Annotated in this window: 22 protein-coding genes; 18 read left to right on the forward strand and 4 right to left on the reverse strand. The window is 73.6% G+C overall.

The features are described 5' to 3' along the window. Positions 1-6 precede the first annotated feature (6 nt). Positions 7-924: an SDR family oxidoreductase gene (locus tag G5C51_RS00165; protein ID WP_165229405.1), complete on the reverse strand. Its 918-nt coding sequence runs from the start codon at positions 922-924 to the stop codon at positions 7-9. Positions 925-1,043: 119 nt separating this feature from the next. Here G5C51_RS00165 and G5C51_RS00170 point away from each other — a divergent pair, with 119 nt between their 5' ends. Next, positions 1,044-1,469 carry a MarR family winged helix-turn-helix transcriptional regulator gene (locus tag G5C51_RS00170; protein ID WP_165229408.1) on the forward strand — a complete coding sequence of 142 codons (426 nt, stop codon included), beginning with the start codon at positions 1,044-1,046 and terminating at the stop codon, positions 1,467-1,469. 12 nt (positions 1,470-1,481) lie between these two features. Continuing rightward, positions 1,482-2,297, forward strand: a complete 816-nt coding sequence (locus G5C51_RS00175; RefSeq protein WP_165229411.1) for an IclR family transcriptional regulator — start codon at positions 1,482-1,484, stop codon at positions 2,295-2,297. A 13-nt stretch (positions 2,298-2,310) separates the two neighbouring features. Here G5C51_RS00175 and G5C51_RS00180 read toward each other — a convergent pair whose 3' ends face one another. Beyond that, a complete protein-coding gene (locus tag G5C51_RS00180) occupies positions 2,311-3,687 on the reverse strand; it encodes an alpha/beta fold hydrolase (RefSeq protein ID WP_165229414.1) in 1,377 nt (458 codons plus the stop codon). A gap of 159 nt (positions 3,688-3,846) precedes the next feature. On the opposite strand from G5C51_RS00180, the gene G5C51_RS00185 reads away from it, so the two are divergent. The 15 genes from G5C51_RS00185 (at position 3,847) to G5C51_RS00255 (ending at position 18,813) form a co-directional block, all read left to right on the forward strand. Continuing rightward, entirely contained in the window at positions 3,847-4,905 is a 1,059-nt protein-coding gene (locus G5C51_RS00185) for an aromatic ring-hydroxylating oxygenase subunit alpha (protein WP_165229417.1), read from the forward strand. Then, a complete protein-coding gene (locus tag G5C51_RS00190; protein ID WP_165229312.1) occupies positions 4,902-5,060 on the forward strand; it encodes a hypothetical protein in 159 nt (52 codons plus the stop codon). The genes G5C51_RS00185 and G5C51_RS00190 overlap by 4 nt, the downstream gene beginning before the upstream one ends. After that, a complete protein-coding gene (locus G5C51_RS00195) occupies positions 5,057-6,004 on the forward strand; it encodes a PDR/VanB family oxidoreductase (RefSeq protein WP_165229420.1) in 948 nt (315 codons plus the stop codon). Before G5C51_RS00190 ends, G5C51_RS00195 begins: the two co-directional genes overlap by 4 nt. A gap of 162 nt (positions 6,005-6,166) precedes the next feature. After that, positions 6,167-7,000 carry a UTRA domain-containing protein gene (locus G5C51_RS00200; protein ID WP_165229423.1) on the forward strand — a complete coding sequence of 278 codons (834 nt, stop codon included), beginning with the start codon at positions 6,167-6,169 and terminating at the stop codon, positions 6,998-7,000. Positions 7,001-7,047: 47 nt separating this feature from the next. Next, on the forward strand, positions 7,048-8,370 hold the full coding sequence (locus tag G5C51_RS00205; protein ID WP_165229427.1) for an ABC transporter substrate-binding protein: 1,323 nt from the start codon (positions 7,048-7,050) through the stop codon (positions 8,368-8,370). Next, positions 8,367-9,308, forward strand: coding sequence for an ABC transporter permease subunit (locus tag G5C51_RS00210; RefSeq protein ID WP_165229430.1), 942 nt, complete (start codon positions 8,367-8,369; stop codon positions 9,306-9,308). Before G5C51_RS00205 ends, G5C51_RS00210 begins: the two co-directional genes overlap by 4 nt. Further along, entirely contained in the window at positions 9,305-10,120 is an 816-nt protein-coding gene (locus G5C51_RS00215; RefSeq protein WP_165229433.1) for an ABC transporter permease subunit, read from the forward strand. The genes G5C51_RS00210 and G5C51_RS00215 overlap by 4 nt, the downstream gene beginning before the upstream one ends. A 13-nt stretch (positions 10,121-10,133) precedes the next feature. Then, entirely contained in the window at positions 10,134-11,015 is an 882-nt protein-coding gene (locus tag G5C51_RS00220; protein WP_165229436.1) for a poly(ethylene terephthalate) hydrolase family protein, read from the forward strand. Continuing rightward, positions 11,008-13,128: a GH36-type glycosyl hydrolase domain-containing protein gene (locus tag G5C51_RS00225; protein WP_165229439.1), complete on the forward strand. Its 2,121-nt coding sequence runs from the start codon at positions 11,008-11,010 to the stop codon at positions 13,126-13,128. The genes G5C51_RS00220 and G5C51_RS00225 overlap by 8 nt, the downstream gene beginning before the upstream one ends. Further along, positions 13,119-14,369, forward strand: coding sequence for an ROK family protein (locus G5C51_RS00230; protein WP_165229442.1), 1,251 nt, complete (start codon positions 13,119-13,121; stop codon positions 14,367-14,369). The genes G5C51_RS00225 and G5C51_RS00230 overlap by 10 nt, the downstream gene beginning before the upstream one ends. Then, positions 14,366-15,139: a sugar isomerase domain-containing protein gene (locus tag G5C51_RS00235; RefSeq protein WP_165229445.1), complete on the forward strand. Its 774-nt coding sequence runs from the start codon at positions 14,366-14,368 to the stop codon at positions 15,137-15,139. The genes G5C51_RS00230 and G5C51_RS00235 overlap by 4 nt, the downstream gene beginning before the upstream one ends. Continuing rightward, positions 15,136-15,822 (forward strand): SDR family oxidoreductase, encoded by a 687-nt coding sequence (locus G5C51_RS00240; protein WP_165229448.1) that lies wholly within the window; start codon positions 15,136-15,138, stop codon positions 15,820-15,822. The genes G5C51_RS00235 and G5C51_RS00240 overlap by 4 nt, the downstream gene beginning before the upstream one ends. Then, positions 15,819-17,132: an FAD-dependent oxidoreductase gene (locus G5C51_RS00245; protein ID WP_165229451.1), complete on the forward strand. Its 1,314-nt coding sequence runs from the start codon at positions 15,819-15,821 to the stop codon at positions 17,130-17,132. Before G5C51_RS00240 ends, G5C51_RS00245 begins: the two co-directional genes overlap by 4 nt. Beyond that, a complete protein-coding gene (locus tag G5C51_RS00250; protein WP_165229454.1) occupies positions 17,129-18,091 on the forward strand; it encodes a phosphotriesterase family protein in 963 nt (320 codons plus the stop codon). The genes G5C51_RS00245 and G5C51_RS00250 overlap by 4 nt, the downstream gene beginning before the upstream one ends. Positions 18,092-18,177: 86 nt before the next feature. Next, the gene (locus tag G5C51_RS00255; RefSeq protein ID WP_165229457.1) at positions 18,178-18,813 is read left to right on the forward strand and encodes a nitroreductase family protein; all 636 of its coding nucleotides are present in this window, start codon (positions 18,178-18,180) and stop codon (positions 18,811-18,813) included. Between the two features lies 1 nt (position 18,814). Here G5C51_RS00255 and G5C51_RS00260 read toward each other — a convergent pair whose 3' ends face one another. Then, positions 18,815-20,338, reverse strand: coding sequence for an amidohydrolase family protein (locus G5C51_RS00260; protein ID WP_240929270.1), 1,524 nt, complete (start codon positions 20,336-20,338; stop codon positions 18,815-18,817). A gap of 131 nt (positions 20,339-20,469) precedes the next feature. Continuing rightward, on the reverse strand, positions 20,470-21,039 hold the full coding sequence (locus G5C51_RS00265; RefSeq protein WP_206313268.1) for a TetR/AcrR family transcriptional regulator: 570 nt from the start codon (positions 21,037-21,039) through the stop codon (positions 20,470-20,472). 93 nt (positions 21,040-21,132) lie between these two features. Between G5C51_RS00265 and G5C51_RS00270 the strand changes: the two genes are divergently transcribed. Next, entirely contained in the window at positions 21,133-21,549 is a 417-nt protein-coding gene (locus G5C51_RS00270; RefSeq protein WP_165229463.1) for an organic hydroperoxide resistance protein, read from the forward strand. The last annotated feature ends 10 nt before the right edge of the window (positions 21,550-21,559 follow it).

The following is a 21,559-nucleotide window of genomic DNA, read 5'->3' on the forward strand; positions in this document are numbered from 1 at the left end:
CGGCCGTCACGGGACCCTCGGCGCGGGGATGCCCACCGACTCCGGCTCCCGGCCCACCGAGGTGTGCCAGGCGGCGGCGATGGTACGGGGCGTCCAGCCGCCGTCGGCGTACGCGACGGAGGTCTCCTGCGGATGCGACCACAGCGCGAGCTTGTCGCCGCCGATGCCGATGCACTGCCCGGTGATGTCGCGGGCGGCCTCGGAGGCGAGGAAGGGGACGAGCGCGGCGCAGTCCTCGGGCGTGCCGAAGCCCTCGCCCTTGCGCAGGAAGTCGGGCAGCGGCTCGCCGCGGTGCATCGCCTCGACGTACGGGGCGAAGGCCGGGATGGTCTCGGTCATCGCGGTGGCGGCGACCGGGACGATGGCGTTCACGGTGATGCCCGCGCGAGACAGCTCCATGGACCAGGTGCGGGTCATGGCGGCGATCCCGGCCTTCACGGCGGCGTAGTTGGTCTGCCCGAAGTTGCCGCGCTGCCCGGCGGGCGAGCCGACGAGCACCAGGCTGCCGCCCTCGCCCTGCTCGCGCAGCCGCACGGCGGCGGCGCGGGCGCAGGTGAAGGTGCCCCGGAGGTGGGTGGTGACGACGGCGTCGAAGTCGTCGTCGGTCATCTTCCACAGCACCCGGTCGCGCAGGATGCCGGCGTTGGTCACCATGACGTCGAGCCGCCCGAACTCCGCCACGGCGCGGCCGACAAGGCGCTCGGCCGCCTCCGCGGTGCCGACGGCGACGGCCTCGGCGACGGCGCTTCCGCCGGACTCCCGCAGGGACTTGGCGGCCGACTCGGCGACGTCGGCATCGAGGTCGTTGACGACGACGGACGCTCCGGCCCGGGCGAGCGCGGTGGCGTAGGCGAGGCCGAGGCCGCGGCCGCTGCCGGTCACGACCGCGACTTTGCCGGTGAGTTCGAGACCAGGATCAGACACAGATCGTGTCCCTTCTCCTTGAGTAGGAAGGAAGCTAGGATCAATAATTGTTGACGTCAATAGTTGTTGAAGCCCAGTAATCCCCGGAGCATGCCATCGCCGACCAAGACCCGCCCTGGATGCGTGACTTGCACGCCGATACGGGCTACCTGCTGTACCGGCTCGGGTTGCGCTCCGGCCGGCTGTTCAACGCCACGCTCGAGGAGTCCGGGCTGCGGCTGCGGCATTACGCGCTGCTGCGCTATCTGTCCTCGACGGAGGGCGCGCTGCAGCGGGAGCTGAGCCAGCGCCTCGGCTACGACCCGAGCGCGATCGTCTCCCTCGTGGACGACCTGGAGCGGCTCGGCCTCGTCGTCCGCAAGGCGGCCCCTGCCGACCGCCGCAGCCGCATCGTCGCCCTCACCGACCGGGGCCGGGAGGCGCTGCGCGACACGGACAAGGGCGGCCGCCGGGTGACCGACGAACTCCTCGCCCCGCTGCGCCCCGACGAGCGGGCCGCGCTGCACGCGCTGCTGCTGCGCATCGCGGAACCCGGCCCCGGCTGACGGACGGCGACGATGCCGGACCCCGCAGGACAGCCGCCGCCGGTACGCGCCTCCGGCGCCGCGCCGCCGCGCGCCTCCCGCTCCGCCGCGGACCGGCTGCTCGCCGTCCTGGGCGCGTTCGACCACCGCAACGCGGCGCTGTCGCTCACCGAGATCGCCCGCCGCGCCGGCCTCTCGCTGGCCACCGCGCACCGGCTCACCGGCGCCCTGGCCGCGTGGGGCGCGCTCGAGCGCGACGCGAAGGGCAGCTACCACATCGGGCTGCGGCTGTGCGAGCTCGCGGCGCTGGCCCCGCGCGGCTGGGCGCTGCGCGAGGTGGCGCTGCCGTATCTGGAGGACCTCTACGAGGCCACCCACGAGAATGTCCAGCTCGCCGTCCGCGACGGCCTGGACGTCGTGTACATCGAGCGGATCTCCGGCCGCTCCGCGGTCGGCGTCCGCAGCCGCGTCGGCGCCCGCTGGCCGGTGCACGCGACCGGCGTCGGCCTGGTGCTGCTCGCGCACAGCCCCGCGGCCGTCCAGGAACAGGCGTGCGCGCGGCCCCTGACGGGCTTCACCCCGCACACTCTGACCGATCCGGCCCGGCTGCGCCGCACCCTGGCCGAGGTCCGGCGCGCCGGCTGCGCCGTGAGCGACCGGCAGATCACCGAGGACGCGCTGTCGGTGGCCGCGCCGGTGCGCGGGCCGCGCGGCGACGTGGTGGCGTCGGTGTCCCTCGTCGTGCACGCGGCAGGGGCGCAGCCGCCGACGCTGATCCCGGCCGTGCGGCTCGCCGGGCGCGGCATCTCGCGGGCGCTGGGCTGGCAGCCGGGCCCGGCGTCCGCCTGACGGCGGGCGCGGCTCAGCGCCGCCCACCGTCGCCCTCCCGCCCGACGACCAGCTCGCTCGGCCGGTACGGCACGTAGGCCGCGCCGTCCAGGCCCAGGTCGAGCGCTGCCCGCTGCAGGGCCGCGGGGGTGGCCCGCCCGTTCCAGCGGCCGCTGTCGATGCGCTGGTCCATGGCGTGTACGGCGGCCACGTACTCGGCGGTGGTGAAGGCGCAGTGACCTGGCCGTGCGACGTAGGCCTGGCGCAGCTGGGCGCCGTCGCCTGCCGCTCGCACCCGGTCGGCGAAGATGTTCTCCTGCTGCACCGGCACGAGTTGGTCGGCGGTGTTGTGCACGTTCAGCAGCGGCACGTCCAGGCCCTGCCCGGCGGACGAGGTGCGCTGTGCGCTGCGTACCGCCGCCGGGTCGGCCGTCACGGCGGCGTCCCGGGTCAGGGTGCTGAGATCGGCGCGCAGGTCGAGGCCCGCGGCCCGGTAGAGCTCCCGCACCACGGGGGCGTGTTCCGAGTCCTTGAGCAGGTGGGCGTAGTCGACGCCCTTGTTCCAGGAGGTGTTGCCGTCCGCGGACTGCTCGATGCTGTGGCGGCCGCCCTCGATGAACGACAGCAGCCCCTGCGCGAGCCAGGCGTACTGCTGCTCCTGGCGCGCCGCGGCGTCGTGCCGCGCCGGCGGCGTCGCGCCCGAGGACCAGTCGGGGAGGTTGAGATAGGCGGCGGCGAGGGCGATACGGGCCCGGCCCTGCGGCGTCGCCTGGGCGGCCACGACGGCGGCGGTGAGCCGGTTGGCGGTCGCCGCGGCCTCCGCCGCGTCCGCGAAGTCCACCAGCTTCACGTTCTCGCCGGGCAGCAGCAGCCGGGCGAGGGTGTACTCGGCGTCGAGCTGGTAGTTGTCGAGGTCGACGGCGCCGGAGACCAGGCCGCAGAATCCCAGCGCGCCGTCCACCCGGCCGCGGCTGTCCCGGGCGATCTGCGCGTTGACCAGGCCGCCCATGGACTGGCCCACGGAGATGGTGCGTTCGGGGCGGGAGACGGCGCGGCCGAAGGCGTCGATCGTGGCGAACTGGTCGCGCTCGGCGCTCTCCAGCGCCCACATCGGGCCATCGGGATCGTAGGAGGAGCCCGCCAGGGCGTAGCCGTCGGCGAGCAGCCGGTCCCGGACGGCGGGGTTCGGCGCGTTCTGGGCGATGGTCGGGCCGAAGCCGTGGGCGAACAGCAGCAGCGTGCCGTTCCAGTCCGCGGGTACGTCCGCGATCCAGGTGGCGCCGTCGGCGAGGGTGCCGGTGAAGTGCCGCGGCGGCGCGGCGACATCCGCCTGCGCGGCGGCCGGTGCCGTGGTGGCCAGGGCGGCCGCGGCGACCAATGCGGTGAGCGTACGGGCGAGGCGTACTGGCATGGTGCCGGAATGTAGGGCGAAATTCTGACTGCCGTCAATAATCCGCCCAACATTGACGACAAGGCTTCCGTCAGGCGGAAGCGCCGTTGTCCGGCCGCGCGCCGGGTCCCAACGCTGGTGCCGGCGGAGCGAGTCCGCCCGCAGCGAGAGGAGCGCGCCATGCCCGCATTCGCGAGGAACCAGTGGTACGTCGCGGCCTACGGCCACGAGGTGGGCCGGGAGTTGCTCGGCCGGAGGATCCTGGGCGAGCCGATCGCCTTCTACCGGACCGAGGACGACGCGGCCGAGGTCGTCGCCCTGGCCGACGGCTGCGTGCACCGCCGCTACCCGCTGTCCCAGGGACGGCTGGACGGCGACCAACTGGTGTGCGGCTACCACGGCTTCACGTACGACAGGACCGGCGCCTGCGTCTACGTGCCGGGGCAGAAGCGCGTGCCGCGCACGGCGCGGGTCAGCTCCTATCCCGTGGTCGAGCAGGACTCCTTCGTCTGGGTCTGGATCGGCGACCCCGCGCTCGCCGACCCGGCCACCATCCCGCGGGCACGGCACCTGGCGGACCCGGGGTGGACCTCGGTCAGCGGCATGGAGCCGATCGACTGCGACTACGGGCTGTTGGTGGACAATCTGCTGGACCTGTCCCACGAGACGTATCTGCACGGCGGCTACATCGGCACCCCCGAGGTCGCCGAGACCCCGATCACCACGGAGGTCGACGAGGGCGCCGGCATCGTCCGCGTCAGCCGGCACATGGACGACGCCGCGTGCCCGCCGTTCTACGCCCGCTCCACCGGGATCGAGGGCCGCATCACCCGCTGGCAGGACATCGAGTACCACGCCCCCTGCCTGTACCTACTGCACAGCCGCGTCGCACCCGTCGGCGTCCTGCCGCACCCGGACGGCACCGACCCGGACGCCTTCCACACCGAGATCACCTACGCCATCACCCCCTCGGCTCCGGGGCACGTCTACGACTTCTGGGCCGTGTCGCGGGACTTCGCGCAGGACGACGCTGAGGTGACTGCTTTTCTACGGGACTTCAACCACACCGTCGTGATGCAGGACGTCGACGCGCTCAACGTCCTGCAACGCGCCCTGGACGCCGAGCCGTCCGGCTACCAGGAGCTGAGCATCAACATCGACACCGGCGGCCTCGCGGCCCGGCGCATCCTCACCCGGCTGGCCGAGGAAGGCGCCAAGCCCGTGGAGCACGTGTCGTGAGCGGCGGCCCGACCGCCGAGGTGTACCGCGTCGACTGGATGCCGGGCACGGATCTGCTGCACGGCGTCTGCCACTGCGGGGCCGAGCACGTCACGGAGGACCCCGTCGAGATGTGGCAGTGGATGCTCGCCCACCCCGTCGGGCACGCGTCATGAGCGAGCCGGCCCTCGAACTCGTCGTGGACGGGAGGCAGCGGGTCGCTGACGGGGTGCTCGCGCTCACTCTCCGCCGCGCGGACGGCGGGGAGTTGCCCGGCTGGGAGCCGGGCGCGCATGTGGACCTGCTGCTGGGCGAGGGGCTCGTCCGGCAGTACTCGCTGTGCTCCGATCCCGCGGACCGGCGCCGGTGGCGGATCGCGGTGCTGCGGGAGGAGGCCGGGCGGGGCGGCTCGGCGTACGTGCACGACGAGCTGTCCGAGGGCGCGAAGGTCCGGGCCCGCGGTCCGCGCAACAACTTCGCGCTCCACCCCGCCGCACGCTATGTCTTCATCGCCGGTGGCATCGGGATCACCCCGATCCTGCCGATGGCCGCCGCGGCGGAGGCGGCGGGCGCCGAGTGGTCGCTGCTGTACGGCGGCCGTACCCGCGCTTCCATGGCCTTCACCGGTGAACTGACCCACTACGGCGCGCGGGTCACCCTCGCCCCGCAGGACGAGTCGGGTCTCCTCGACCTCGCGCCGCTGCTGGCCGAGCCGCGCCAGGACACCCTCGTCTACTGCTGCGGGCCGGGCCCGCTGCTGGACGCCGTGGCGGAGCTGTGCGGGAGCCGGCCACCGGGGGCGCTGCACGTGGAGCGCTTCGAGCCGCGCGCCACGGCCCGTAACGGCGCAGCGCACGCCTTCGAGGTGGAGCTGGCGCGCTCCGGCAGGACCCTCACCGTGCCGGCCGACGCGTCCGTGCTCGACACGGTGCGGGCGGCGGGCGTCGAGGTGCTCTACTCCTGCACCGAGGGCACCTGCGGGACCTGCGAGACGGAGGTCGTCGAGGGCACGCCGGACCACCGCGACTCGCTGCTCAGCGAGGAGGAGCGCCGGGCCGGGGAGACGATGATGATCTGCGTGTCCCGGTGCCGCGGGGAGCGCCTGGTGCTCGACCTCTAGGGAAATTGGTACGGACAACCGTATCTACGGGGCAGGGCCGGACGTCAATACCTCGACGTCGACCAGAAATTGATACGGATAACTCTCTTGACGCCCGCCCCTCCACAGGTCAACCATCCCACTCATCCGTACAACCACCCCGTACGAATGAAGGCAGGGAACGTGACCGAGGACGACTGGGCGCACCGGCTCGCCGTCTCCCCCGGGGCGGCGGTGCCGCTCTACTACCAGCTCCGCGAGCGGCTGCGGGCCGTCATCGCCGAGTGCGATCCGGACACCCTGCTGCCCTCCGAGAAGGCGCTCATGGACTACGCCGGCGTCAGCCGGGCCACCGTCCGCAAGGCGATCGCCGACCTGGTGCAGGAGGGGCTGCTGGCCACGCGGCAGGGCTCGGGCACGTATACCGCGCCGCGCCGCATCCCCACCGAACTCGGGCGCCGGCCCGCGGGGTTCACCGAGACCATGCGGGAGCGGGGGCGGCGGCCCTCCACCCGGCTGCTCAGCGGGCAGACGGTGCCGGCCGCGCCGGACATCGCCGCGCGGCTCGGCATCCCGGCGGGCGAGCCGGTCGTGGAGATCGAGCGGGTGCGGCTGCTGGAGGACGAGCCGTGCATGCTCGAGCGCGCCCACATTCCCGCGCGCCTGGTGCCGGGCCTGCTGGACCAGGACCTCACCGGCTCGCTCTACGACCTGCTCGGCGGCGACTACGGGCTCGCGCCGGCCGAGGGCAGCGAGTCGATCGTCGCGGTCAATGCCGACCACCGGCTGGCCCGCGCCCTCAACGTGCCGGTCGCCGCCGCCCTCATCGCCACCGCGCGCACGACGCGCACGGCCGAGGGCACCGGGCTGGAGTACACGATCCGGCACGCCCGCGGCGACATGTGCTCCTTCACCGTCCCGCTCACCGGCGGCGCCGGTTCCACCCTCACCGACAGGTCCGGCACCGATCCGCTGCTCGCCTCGGCCGCGGCCGGGGAGGCCCGGCCACTCGTCTGAGCCCGAAAAGCACCATCCCCGGGCCCTTTCCGAAGGGATGCGAAGCCATGACCGATCCGACCAGGCGGCACCTGCTGCGCGCCTCCGCCGCGGGCCTGCTGGCGGGCTCGGGGCTGCTGGGCGCCTGCACCCCTGGCTCGTCCGACGACGGCTCCGGCAGCGGCGCCGAACAGCCCAAGGGCAAGGCGGCCGCGGCCGCGAAGCCCAAGGGGACGCTGTTCGTGTGGATGCATGAGTCCGGGGCGTACCACAAGGTCTTCATGAAGCTGCGGGAGCAGTACGAGCGGGAGTTCCCCGAGGTCACCGTCGAGCCGCAGTTCATTCCGGTCGGGCAGTACGACACGAAGCTGCTGACCGCCTTCACCGGGGGCACGTCGCCCGATGTCTGCAAGATCGGCGCGTGGCATCTGCACGACCATGTCGCCAAGCAGCGGATGGCGCCGCTGGTGCCCGAGGTCTTCAAGGCGTCCAGTACCGACGAGCTCGCCGCCCGCTTCGAGCCGGGCGGGCTGGAGCCGGTGACCGTGAACGGAAAGATCTACGGACTCCCGGTCGACTTCAACACCGTCTTCCTCCTCTACCGCCGCGACCGCTTCGAGGACGCCGGCCTCGACCCGGACCGGCCGCCGCGGACGTGGGAGGAGGTCGAGGCGTTCAGCAAGCGGCTGACGAACTCCGACAAGTCGAAGGTCGGCATGCAGTGGGTGATCGGCGAACCGCAGTGGAGCGTGCAGCAGCTGACGGCGCTCGCCGGCGGCACGGGCGGCATCCTCGGCGACGACGGCAAGCGGGCGGTGCTGTCGCGGCCGGCCGGGGTGAAGGCCCTCGAGTACGTCGCCGGTCTGGGCAATGCCAAGCTGCGCGACCCGCTCTTCGGCGCCGGTCTGTTCGGCAAGGGCACCTCCGCGATGACCTTCTCCGGCTACTTCGCCATCGACATGCTCACCACGTACAACAAGAAGCTGAAGTTCGGCCGTGACTTCGACGTGGCGCCGGTCCCGAAGTGGTCCGGCGGCAAGCAGATCTCCCCCGCGTACAGCTGGTGCTGGTCGGTACCGAGCGGCTCGTCGAACCAGACCACGGCCTGGCACTTCGTCAACTGGCTGCAGGACAAGGAGCGGCAGCGCCCGCAGGTCGAGGACGCCGGCATCATCAGCCCGGTCAAGGGCTGGCCGGAGCTGGTCAAGGGCGACAAGGCGCTGCAGCTGATGGCGAAGGAGCAGCCGCACGCCGACTTCGGCCCGCAGATCAAGCCCTGGACGGAGATGGCCAAGGCGCTCACCGACACGATGGCGGCGGTGGCGCAGGGCTCCCAGTCGCCCAAGGCGGCCGCGAAGGCCTTCGACCAGCGGATGGGAAGCGTCCTGTGAGCCTGGTCCGCGCGGCGCCGGCAGGCCCCGCCGCGCGGGTGGCCAAGCGGCCCGAGGGGCAGCGCCGTTCCGCTCGCCGCCGCCGCACCGCGGGCGCCGGGATCACCCTCTCCCTCCCCGTCGCCGCGTTCTTCGTCGTCTTCTGGGTGCTGCCGTTCTGCAACACCGTCTATCTCAGCTTCACCGACTACGCCCTCGCCGGCGACGCCAACTGGGTCGGCCTGGAGAACTACCGGCGGCTGCTCGACGACCCGCAGCTGCACAACTCCATCAAGGTCACCGCGATCTACACCGTCTGCTCGGTCGTGCCCACCGTCGCCCTCGCGCTGCTCGCCGCACTCCCCCTGGCCCGCCCCGGCAAGGTCAACGGCCTGCTGCGGGCCGGACTGCTGGTGCCCGCGGTGATGCCGTTCGTCGCCACCAGCATCATCTGGGTGATCATCTACGCGGACGGCGGCCTCGCCGACACCACCCTCGACGGGCTCGGCGGCGGCCACATCTCCTGGCTGGGCGACGAGCGTTACGCGATGTGGTCGCTGATCGTGATGGTGGTGTGGAAGCACCTCGGGCTGTTCGTGCTGATCTTCACCGCCGGGATCCAGGGCCTGGACCGCGATGTCTTCGAGGCGGCGGCGCTCGACGGCGCCAAGGCCGTCCGGACGTTCTTCAGCATCACGCTGCCGCTGCTGCGCCGCACCCTGCTGTTCGTGCTGGTCATCGCCGTCACCGGGGCCATGCAGTCGTTCATCCCGGCGTATCTGCTGACCCAGGGCGGACCGGCGAACGCCACCGAGGTGCTGCCGCTGTATCTGTACAACAACGCCTTCGGCTTCCAGAAGATGGGCTACGCCTCGGCGCTGGCGGTGGTCCTGCTGCTGGTGATGCTGATCCTGTCCGCCGCCCAGTTCCGGGTGCTGCGCGGAGGTGAGGACGAGTGACCCCCAGCCGCACGTATCGCATCGTCACCACCGCCGCGCTGACCCTGCTGGTGCTGGTGATGCTCATCCCGGTGTACGTGATGGTGTCCATCGCCGCCGCGGGCGACGACACCGATCTGCGGGGCATCACCTTCAACGGCTTCCACCTCGCCGGGAACGTCGCCGACGTCTTCGGCGGCAGCTTCGGCCGCTTCCTCGCCAACAGCCTGATCCTGTCGTTCTCGGTGGCCTTCATCGACGTGGCGCTGTCCGCGGCCGCCGGCTACGCGCTGGCCCGGCTGCGCTTCCCGGGCCGCCGGCTGCTCTTCGGCACGGTGATCGGCACCCTCGCCCTGGCCCCGCCCATGATCATGATCCCGATGTACGTGATCGTGCGCTCGCTCGGCTGGATCGACACGTACCAGGGCATGATCGCGCCGATGGCGGTCAGCGCGCTGGGCGTCTTCCTGGTGCGGCAGTTCGCCCTCGGCATCCCCGGCGAGCTGCTGGACGCCGCCCGCGTGGACGGCGCCGGCGAGCTGCGCGTCTTCCGCACGGTCGCGTTCCCGCTGCTGCGGCCCGCGCTGCTGACGCTCTTCCTGCTGCAGTTCCTCGCCCAGTGGGACAACCTGCTCTGGCCGCTGCTGGTCGCCAACGACCGCGACCTGTGGACCCTCCCGATCGGCCTGGCCACCTTCCAGACGGAACACGGCACCAATTACCACCTGATGATGACCGCAGCACTGATCATCTCCGTACCACCGCTGCTGCTCCTCGCGATGCTGCAGCGCTATTACGTGGCCGGGCTGACGCTCGGCGGCGTCAAGAAGTAGAGGAGAGCCGATCATGTCTTCAGGCAGCCGCCTCAGCCGCCGGGGGTTCCTCGGCGCGGCCGCCGCGGGCGCGCTCACCGCGCTCGGCAGCACGGGAACGGCCCGCGCCGCGGACGCCGTCGAGCAGCGGTACGCCGCCCCCGGGCCGCGGCCGGTGACCGCCGCGGACGTCACCGGCTACCGCCTGGTGTACCCGGCGGACCTGGGCGCGGGAGATGTGCTCGCGCCCATCGTCACGTGGGGCAACGGCACCGGGTCCACCCCGGCCGCGTACGACGGGCTGCTGCGGCACCTCGCCTCGTGGGGGTTCGCGGTGGTCGCGTCGGTGTCCACCGCGACCGCGAAGGGGACGGAGATGCTGGACGGGGCGCGCTACTTGGTGGCGCAGAACGGGGCGGCGGGCAGCGTCTTCGAGGGCAGGCTCGATACCGGACGGGTGGGCGCGGCCGGGCACTCACAGGGCGCGGGCGGGGCGGTCAACGCGACCACCGCGTCCGGCGGGCTGATCACCACGACCGTGCCGGTCGCTCTGCCCGACGAGCGATGGGTCAGCCCGGGCGACGAGTTCTACCCAGAGCGGCTCACCCACCCCGTGTTCTTCCTCGGCGGCAGCCAGGACGTCATCATCGCGCCGCCCGCCACGCTGCGCGGCTTCTACGACCGGGTGCCGGGCGCGGCGGCGATGGCGGTGCTCACCGGGGCGGGCCACAACGTCATCCAGGGCAACGGCGGCGGCTTCCGCGGCTATCTGACCGCGTGGCTGCGGTACCGGCTGGCCGGCGACGGGACGGCCGCCGGGGCCTTCACCGGTACGACACCGGAGATCACCACCAACTCCGCCTGGCAAAACCAGGCGCTGAAGAATCTGAGCCGAGGAGCCGCAGCGGATGAGTGAATTCGGTGCCTGGACGACGGTGCACGGCGTCCCCGCCTTCCGGTACTCGGCCGGCCCGGCGGTCGACGACTGGGACCCGGTCCTCGACCCGCCGACCGGCCGTCGGTGGGTGCACCTGGGCAACCGGCGCATCACCCTCGTCGCCGACAACGAGGGGCGCAGCGGCCTGTGGGACGAGCACACGCAGCTGCGCTGGCTCACCGAGCCGTATCCGCACGGCACCGGCGTCAGCCGGATCGAGGGTGTGGTGGCGAGCGACGCACCGGGCGCGGAGCGGCTGTTCGGGCCGACGTTCGCGCGGGTGCGGTCCCAGCAGGGTCCGGTGGCGCTGGAGCGGACGGTGCTGTGCCCGGAGGGCGAGGCGCCGTGGGTGCTGATCCGGGTCGACGTCACCAACTCCGGCGGCGCCGCGCCGCTGCGCGGGCGGCTCACCGAGGAGTGGGAGGTGCGGCCGCACCTGATGGACATCACCGTCGGGCCACGGCCGGAGCCCGTCCCCGTGGGTGACCCGCCGGAGCTGCTGCTGGAGCGGCTGGGCGGCGAGCGGGCGACCGGGGCGACGGGGCGGCTCACCGTCGGGGCGGAGCTGGACCTGGCGCCCGGGACCACGGAGACGTTCTGGTTCCGCTGCGGCCTCGACGACGGCTCCGAGCCCGACCCGCCCCGTGCGTACGAGGACAGCCTCGTCGCACTCACCAACCGGCTGCCCACCGCCCACGCGCCCCGAGCGCCGCAGGCCGCCCGCGAGATCCCCTGGCACACCGCGCTGCTCACCGGCGGCGCCTGCACGGACGGCGTGCTCGGCGGACACACCCTCGACCAGGGCTCGGCGTACTCGTACCGGCACGGCTTCAACGGCGCCGCCCGCGACCCGCTGCAGCACGCACTGCCGCTGATCTACACCGAGCCGGACCTCGCCCTGTCGGTGCTCCGCAACACATGCGCCTGGGCAAGCCCGGACGGCGAGCTGCCGTACATGCTCGACGGCACGAAGGCGGCGCGCACCGATCTCTTCCGGCCCAGCGACCAGAACCTGTGGGCGCTGTGGCTGGCGGCGGAGTACGCGGCGGCCACCGGGGACATCGCCGCCTTCGCCGAGCCGGTGGGCTTCCATCCGCAGTACGGGGCCGAGCCGGTGCCGCTCGCCGAGCATCTGCGGCGGCAGTTCCGGTACTTCACGGATGTCGTCGGCACCGGCGCCCACGGCCACGTCCGTATCCGCAACGCCGACTGGAACGACCTCGTCCTGGACGAGACAGGGGAGGACCGCGAGGCGATGATCGAGCACGGCGAGTCCGTGCTCAACTCCGCGATGGCGGCGTGGGTGCTGCCCGTGTACGCGGGCCTGGCCCGCAGGATCGGCGACGACGCGACCGCGGCGGAGGCGGCGGCGTACGGGGCGGTGCTGCGCGAGCGGGTCGCGGGCGAGTGGAACGGGCGCTGGTTCCGGCGCGGGTACGGGCCCGCGACCGGGCCGATCGGCGACGACAAGCTGTGGCTTGAGGTGCAGCCATGGGCGATCCTGTGCGGCGCGGCGGATGAGCGGCGGGCGAAGGAACTGCTGGGCACGATCGATGAGTTGTGCCGCTCCGCGTCCCCGCTCGGCGCCCGGCTGCTGTGGCCGGACCCGCGCGGCGACCGGGGCGCGATCTGGTACGCGATCAACATGACGCTGGTGTGGGCGGCGGCCCGTATCGACCCGGACTACGCCTGGGACGAGTGGCGGCGGATGACGCTGCACGCGCACACCGAGGCGTATCCGGACGTCTGGGAGGGCACGCTGTCCGGCCCGGACTCCTATCTCGCGCCCGAGTCCGCCCGGCCAGGGCACACCTGGACGCTGCCCGACCTCGGCATCGCCATGCAGGCCTGGCCGGTCGCCAACCAGCACAGCCACGCCCAGCCGCTGCTCGGCTATCTGCGGCTGCTGGGCGTCGAGCCGGACGCGGACGGGCGGCTGCGGGTGGGCGCCGGCGCCGACTTCGCGAGCCGGCAGCTGACCGTACGCGCGGACGGCTCGGGGCAGCTGCGGGCCGCGGGCCCGGTGCGAGTGCTGACCGCGCCCGGGGTCGAGGTCGAAGGCGGCGGCGCCGGGGAGGTCCGGTGGGGCTGAGCCTGGGCGTCGACGTGGGCGGCAGCGCGGTGAAGTGGACGCTGCTGGAGGAGAACGGCGAGCGGGCCGCCGAGGGCTCGCTGCCGACGCCGCGCACCGGTCCTGAGGCGGTGGTCGACGCCATCGGCGGCCTGGTCGTCCCGGAGGTGCAGCGGATCGGCGTGGCGCTGCCCGGGCATGTGGACCGGGCGCGGGGGACGGTGCTTTACGTGCCCGCGCTGCACGGCGCCGCGTGGCCGGGCTACGGCCTCGCCGACCGACTCGCGACGCGCACGGGGGTGCCGCGGGTCACGGTCGTCAACGACGCACTGTCCTTCGGCCTGGCGGAGCTGCGGCTCGGTGCGGCGGCGGGGCGTCAGGAGTGCCTGTTCGTGGTGCTCGGCACGGGTGTGGGCGGCGCGGTGGCGCTCGGCGGTCGGATGCTGGTGGGCGGGCGCGACAGCCTGGGCCAGATCGGGCATCTGACGGTGGATCCGGAGGGCCCGCGGTGCGTGTGCGGGAACCTCGGGTGCGTCGAGGCGTACGCGGGGGCGCGGGGGTTGGTGGCGGCGTACCGGAGGGCGAGCGCGCCCGCGCGGGTGGAGGACGGCGCGGACGAAGCCGCGCGGACCGCAGACGGCGCAGCCGAAACCACGCAGACCGCAGACGGCGCAGCCGAAGTCGCGCAGACCGCGGACGGCCCGGCCGAAGTCGCGCAGACCCCAGACGGCCCGGCCGCTCCCGCTGCGGACGCCTCGCGGGCCGCGCCTGATGGCCCCGGGGCGCGCCTGCCCCGCAGCGATCCATCTCGGGCCGACGCCCATCGCCCTCAAACCCCCGCCCCCCGCGACCTCACGGCCCGTGACGTCGCCGCCGCGGCCCGGGCCGGCGATCCCGCCGCGCTCGCGGCGTTCGGCAGTGCGGGCCGGGCGCTCGGCCGCGGGCTCGGCGACGGGCTCGCCGTCTTCGGCCAGCAGCGCGTCGTGGTGGGCGGCGGCCTGGCCGGCGCATTGCCGCTGCTGCGGCCCTGGGTCGAGCGCGAACTCGCGCGCCGGCACGAGCTCCTGGGCCCGTGCACCGTCGAACCCGCGGCCCTCGGCCCGATCGCCGGGGCCGTCGGCGCGGCCCTGTGGGCACGGGAGGCCGAATCGCGGGCGGCCGCGCCGTGGGCACCAGACCCGCGCGCACCCGCGCGCTCCCCCGCCACACCGCCCCGGCAACCGACCCCCGACCCGTCCGACTCGTACGAGGGAGCCCGATGAGCAGCAGCTGGATACGGCAGGCGATGGGCGTCCTCGCCGCCATCGAGGACACGCAGCAGGAGGCCATCGACGAGGCGAGCCGGCGCGCCGCCGCGGCGATCGGCGGGGGCGGGGTGGTCTTCACCTTCGGGACCGGGCACTCGCGGATCCCGGTGGAGGAGATGTTCCCGCGCTACGGCTCCTACCCCGGCTTCCTGCCGCTGGTCGAGCTGTCCACCACCTTCTACACGCAGGTGGCGGGGGCGAACGGCATGCGGCAGGCGATGTTCATCGAGAACGTCGAGGGCCTGGCGGAGAAGATCCTCGCCAATTACGCGCCACGCCCCACCGACGCGGCGATCGTGTTCAGCGCGGGCGGCCTCAACGCCGTACCGGTGGAGCTGGCGACCGGACTCCGCAAGGCGGGCGTCTTCGTCGTCGCCGTCACGTCCATGGCGGAGACCAGCGCCGGCGAGCCGCGGCACTCGGGCGGCACCCGGCTGTGCGAGGCGGCGGACCTCACCATCGACCTCTGCACGCCGCTCGGCGACGCACTCTGCGAAGTCGACGGGCTCGGCGGCCCGGTGGGTCCTTCGACCACGGTCGCCGCGGTCGCGGTGGTCAACGAGATCAAGGTGCGCACCGCCCGCCTGCTCACCGAGGCCGGCCACCGGCCGCCGGTCATCACCAGCACCCGCCTGGTGGGGTCGCGGCAATCCGAGGAGCTCTTCGAGTCCGCCTACCTCGAACACGCCCGCCGCGCGGCACAGGTGCTCCGGGGCGCCCAGTGAACGTGCTGGTCGTAGGCGCCCGCGGCGGCATCGGGTCGGCCTGCGTGAAGCTGCTCCGCGACCGCGGCGACGCGGTCTTCGACATCGATACGGACACCGCCGACGTCACCCGCCCCGGCGGCGCCGAACAGGCCGTCACCGAAGCCCAGCTGACCCTCGGCGGCCTCGACGGCGTCGTGCACGCGGTCGGGATGTCCGGGCGCCGCCTCGGCGACGGGAAGGTCACCGAGGTCACCGACGAGGCGTGGGCGGAGGTGCACCGGGTCAACCACGAGTCGGTGTTCCGGCTGCTGCGGGCCGCCATCCCGGCCATGGGGCAGGGCGGTTCGGTGGTCGTCATCGGCTCGGCGCTGGCCACCACCCTCGACCGGGACTTCCTCACCGCCGCGTACATCAGCGCCAAGGCCGCCCTCGTCCCGCTCGTCCGCACCGCCGCCCTGGAGGCGGCACCGCGCGGCACCCGTATCAACCTGGTGGCGGCCGGGCTCGTCGACACGCCCATGGCGGTACGGGCCCTCGGCGACCCCGCGATCCGGTCCCGGATGGGCGAGTTGATGCCGCTGGGCGGCCGCGCCTGCCTGCCGGAGGAGATCGCCGACGCGGTCTGCTGGCTCCTCTCCCCCGCCTCGGGACGCACCACCGGGGCCGTGCTTCCGGTGGACGGCGGGTGGCATCTGCGATGACTGCGGCGAGACTCACCGAAGCCGAGGCGGCCGCGCTGCCGCTGCTCTGGGAGGGCGACGTCGCGGTGGCGGGCGGCGGCAGCGCCGGCTGTGCGGCGGCCGTGGCCGCGGCGCGGCTCGGCGCCCGTACGCTGCTGATCGAGGGCTACGGCTTCCTCGGCGGCACCGGCACCGCCGTCCTCGACACCTTCTACGGCTTCTACGCGCCAGGGCCCGACGCCCCACGGGTCGTCGGCGGCATCGGCTGGGAGGTGTGCGAGGCGCTCACCGCCCGCGGCGAGGCCTTCGAGCGGCCGAACACATACGGCGCGGGGACCGGCGTCACGTACGAGCCGGAAGCGCTCAAGGCGGTCTGGGACGAGCTGACTTCGGCCGCGGGCGCGGACGTGCTGCTGCACGCCAGGGTCACCGGCGTCGTCCTCGACGGCGACCGGGTGACCGGCCTCGCGGTGGACTGCGCCGGCGGGCCGCGGCTGGTCCGCGCCGCCGCGGTCATCGACGCGACCGGGGACGCCGAGGTGGCCTGGCGGGCGGGCTGCGCGCTGGAACGGCCGCGCCGGGAGCGCCCTTTGCAGCCGATGACCACGACCTTCCGCATCGCCGGCGTGGACCTGACGGCCACGCCGTCGCGGAAGCTGCACGCCCTGATGGCCGAGGCGGCGGCCTCGGGCGCCTACGACCTCCCGCGCCGCGAGGGCTCGGTGCACCGCACCGTCCACCCCGGCACCGGCCACACCAATCTCACCCGGGTCACCGGGCTCGACCCCACCGACCCCTGGGACCTCTCCCGGGCCGAAAGCGAGGGCCGCCGGCAGGCGGCGGAGTACCTCCGCTTCCTGCGCGAGCGGGTGCCGGGTTACGAGGACGCCGTCCTCACCGGCACCTCCGTACGCATCGGGGTCCGCGAATCCCGGCGGCTGGCGGGCCGGACGGTGCTGCGCCGCGAAGACGTGCTCGCCGCCCGCGACTTCCCCGACGCCATCGCCCGCTGCGGCGCCCCGGTGGAGGACCACGACGGCGGCACCGGCACCGTGTGGGCGTATGTGGGCGGCGCGCGCACCGGCCTGACCTACGGCGTCCCGTACGGCTGCCTGGTGCCGCGGACGCTGCGCGGGCTGCTGGTCGCGGGCCGCTGTCTGTCCGCCACCCACGACGCGCACGCCTCCGTGCGCTCGATGGCGCAGTGCATGGCCACGGGCCAGGCGGCGGGTGCGGCCTGCGCGCTGTCCGTACGCCGCGGCGCGGACCCGGGCGGGGTGGATGTGGCCGAGCTGCGCGGGCAGTTGCTGGCGGACGGAGTGATCCTGTGACCGTACAGGCCGTACGGACCGTGCTCGGCGACATCGACGGGGCCGACCTCGGCGTCGTGTTCGCGCACGAGCACCTGCTGATGACCGGCGGCTGGCCGGTGCGGCAGGAGCCCGACTTCCGGCTGGACAGCGTGGATTCGGCGGTGGCGGAGGTCGGACCCGCGCGGGAACTGGGCCTCGGCACCGTCGTGGAGATGACCCCACTCGGCTTCGGCCGCAGCCCGGACGGCCTGCGCGCGATCGCCGAGCGCACCGGCGTGCACATCGTGGCGACCACCGGCTTCCACAAGTCCGGCTACTACGACGACCTGCACTGGCTGCACCACTACCCGGTGGACACCGTCGCCGATCTGCTCACCGCGGAGATCGAGGCGGGCATGGACGTGCACGGCCTGGCGGGCCCGGTGATCCACCGCTCCCCCGCCCGCGCCGGCATCATCAAGATCGCCGCGGAGTACCACCGCTTCGGCCCCGGCATCCGCCGCCTCGTTCCCGCGATCGCCCAGGCTCACCGCCGCACCGGCGCGCCGGTCGCCACCCACTGCGACAAGGGCACGATGGCGTACGAGCTGCTCGACGCGCTCGCCGCCGAGGGCGTCCCGGAGGACGCGGTGATCCTCGGGCACATCGACCACGACCCGGACCCCGACAAGCTGGCCGCGCTGGCCGAGCGCGGCGCGTATCTGGCCTTCGACATGCCGGGACGGGCGAAGTACGGCCCGGACTCGGAAATCGTCGACCTGATCGCCCACCTGACGGACCGCGGCCTGGCCGACCGCCTGCTCCTCGGCAGCGACCTCGCCCGCCGCTCGTACTGGACCACGCTCGGCGGCGGCCCCGGCCTGCCGTACCTGCTGCGGACCTTCGTGCCCAGGCTGCGCGCCGCCGGCCTCGGCAGCACGGCGGACGCCGCCCTCACGGGCAATCCGCGGCGCGCACTCGCGCTGCGCCGCGGGTGACGGGCGCCGCGTGGCGTGCCGGGACCCGCGGTTACGGTGGCCGAAGATATTGCTGCCAGCCGCTGTCCCCCCTCAGAGGTGCCCTCATGACCCCCGACGAGCTGCTCACGACGACCCGCAGCGTACGCCGCCGGCTCGACCTGGACCGTCCCGTGCCGCGGGAGCTGATCGAGGAGTGCCTGACGATCGCGCTGCAGGCGCCGAGCGGCTCGAACCGGCAGTCCTGGCAGTGGCTGGTGATCACCGACCCCGAGCAGCGCGCGGCCGTGGGCGCCGTCTACAAGCGGGCCTGCGACGCCTATCTGGAGTCCGAGGGCGCGGCCGGGAAGCTGTTCGCGGAGGACCCGGAGCGCAGCGCCGTGCAGCAGCGCGTGCACCGGAGCGTGGCCTATCTGGGCGACCGGATGGGGCAGGTCCCGGCGCTGCTGATCCCGTGTCTGCAGGTGACGTCGGGGAAGCTCTCCGACGGAAATCAGGCCGGGCTGTGGGGCTCGCTGCTGCCGGCCGCCTGGAGCTACATGCTCGCGGCCCGCTCCCGCGGCCTGGGCACCGCCTGGACGACGCTGCACCTGACGTACGAGAGCGAGGTCGCGGAGATCCTCGGCCTGCCGGCGAACGTCTTCCAGGCGGCCCTGATCCCCACCGCCTACTACACCGGCGACAGCTTCAAGCCGGCACCGCGGGAGCCGCTGAGCAGCGTGCTGCACTACGACCGGTGGTGACTCAGCAGCAACGGGACGGCCGCGCTGCCGCCGCCGTCGCCGCGGGGGCGGGCGGCTCGCTCGCTGCCGCGGCCCGGGCGAGCTCTGCGAGGGCGCGCTCCCGTTCGCCGCGGTCGAGGTAGCGTCCCGCGGCCACCACCCCGGCGATACGGCGGGTGTGCCGGATGTCGGCGAGCGGGTCGGCGTCCAGCACCACGAAGTCGGCGCGCTGCTCCGGCAGCCGCAGCATGCGGGCCGGGGCGGTGGTCGCGGACGCGAGCACCCGGTGCGCGGGCAGCCCGGCCTCGGCCAGCAGGGCCAGCTCGCCGTGGAGCGAGAAGCCGGGCACCAGATAGCCGGTGCCGGTGTCGGTACCCGCCAGCAGCTCGACGCCGCTGCGGTGCAACTCGGCGACGAGCCGCAGCCGGTGGACGTAGATCCGGCGGATCATGGCCGCTTCCCGCGGCGTGCGGTTGCCGGTCAGCGTCTCCCAGGTGGCCGGCCACTCGGCGACCATCCATGGCGGCACGTACTTGGACTCCTCCTGGTGGGTGGGGAGTTCGTCGGGGCACTCCAGGGAGTGGTGGACGGAGAGGGTCGGCACGACGCGGGTGCCGTGCGCGGCGAGCCGGTCGAAGAGGGCGCGGGTCCGCTCCGGGTCGTAATGCCGGACGGCCTCGTGCTCGATCGCGTGCACCTGGCGGAACCAGGTGTTGTAGCGCTTGAGGCTGGACGGCTCGCGCGGATCGAGGCGCACCTCGGCCAGCCGGCGCCGGATCTCCCGCTCGGCTGCTGGGGTCGCGGTGGCGAGCAGCAGCGCGTGCAGGTGCTCGATGGTCTGCTGCCCCGCGGCGGCGCACTCGGCGATGGTCACGGCGTCCGGGCAGTGCCCGGCGACGCGGATGCCGAGCCTGCGGGCCTCGTGCACGATGGCGCGGTAGGCGGGCGGGCTCAGCCGCGAGTAGACCTTGACGAAGTCCGCCCCCTCCTGCCGCACCCGCCGCACGGCCCGGCGCGCCTGCGCCTCGTCGCGCACCTCGATGACCTCGCTGCCGGTGTCGTTGGTGAAGAGGGTCGGCGGCCCGTCGAGGATCTGGCTGGCGATCACCCAGCGGGGTCCGAGGAGCTTCCCGGCGGCGACTTCCCGGCGCCAGTCGTGGTGGACGGGCTGCCCCCACATCTCGCGTACGGCGGTGACTCCGGCGAGCGGGAAGACCGGCGCCGCGACTTCCTTGGGGCCCGAGGTGTGGGCGTGCGATTCGACGAGGCCGGGGATGACGTACTTGCCGCGCAGGTCGACCACGGTCGCTCGGGGCGGGATCGCGATCTGCGCCGTCCGGTCGACGGCGACGACGCGGTCGCCGCGGATGAGGATGGCGCGGTCCGGCAGGGTGCGGTGGCCGTCGATGAGGGTGGCGTGGGTCAGCAGGAGCGGGCGGGTGCCGGCCCGTGGTGATGCCGCGGCGCGGGCGGGGCCGGTCGAGCCGAGAAGCGCGGCGCCGGTGATGGCGGCTGTTGTTCCGAGGAGTTGGCGGCGGTCGAGCATGTCGGGCCTCCCGAGTCGTTGGACACCATCCGGTGGCCTCCGACTCTTCCGCAGGGGAATGCGCCGAACACGGGGCGTAGCAGGCATGTTGGGGGTGTCGTTGACATCACCCCGGCACGGCCCGGACGGCGTCACCCCGCCCGCAGCACCCGCTCCAGCGCCTCCCGGACCGTGGCCCGCAGCCGGGTCTTGTCGTCCAGGTCGAATCCCGTGGCCAGGCCGTCGCGCAGCACCAGCAGGATGTCCGCCGTGCGCTCCGGGTCCGGGTGGCCGTCGGCCGTCAGCAGGTCGCGCATCTCGTCGCGGAACCAGAGCCGGTGCGCGGCCACGGCGCGGCGTACCGGGTGCTCGGGGTCGGGGTATTCGGCGGCGGTGTTGAGGAACGGGCAGCCGCGATAGTCGGCGCCCGTGCCGAACTCGCCCATGAAGTCGTACACCGCGAGCAGCCGCTCGCGCGGCGGCGCGGCGCCCCGCAGCACGGGGTCGGCGACCTCGCGCTGCTTGCGGCTCTGCTCCTCGACGTACGCGAGGACGAGGCCGTCCTTGGACTTGAAGTGGTGGTAGAAGGTCGCCTTCGCCACCTCGGCCTCGGCGATGATCCGGTCCACGCCGACGGTGTGCACGCCCTCGGCGTAGAACAGCCGGCCGGCGGTGTCGAGGATCCGGCTGCGGGCCGGTGCCTTGGGGGATTTCACAGCCATGCCTTGACTATAACAGACAGGTCTGTCTAGTATCGCTCCCGTCAGGCAGACAGACAGGTCTGTCTGGTCCGTCATCTTCGAAGGGACCCCACCATGAGCGCCCTCTACACCGCAGTAGGCACCGCCACCGGCCGCGACGGCCGGGGCTACTCCTCCGACGGCCGCCTGGACATCCAGCTGGCAGCCCCCGGCGAGCTCGGCGGCACCGGCAGCACCGGCACGAACCCCGAGCAGCTCTTCGCCGTCGGCTACGCCGCCTGTTTCACCAGCGCGATGGGCCTGGTCGCCAAGAAGATGGGCCTGGACGTCTCCGACGTCTCGACCACCGCCGAGGTGGGCCTGCACCCCAACGGAGCCGGCGGCTTCTCGCTGTCCGTAACCCTCCGCGTGGAATTCCCGGACGACATCGGCCCGGAGAAGGGCCACGAACTCCTGGAGGCCACCCACCAGGTGTGCCCCTACTCCAACGCCACCCGCGGGAACATCCCGGTGGAGATCATCGCCGAGTGACGCGACGGCG

This window comes from Streptomyces coryli, assembly GCF_011044975.1.
In the GTDB taxonomy this organism is placed as follows: Bacteria; Actinomycetota; Actinomycetes; order Streptomycetales; family Streptomycetaceae; genus Streptomyces; species Streptomyces coryli.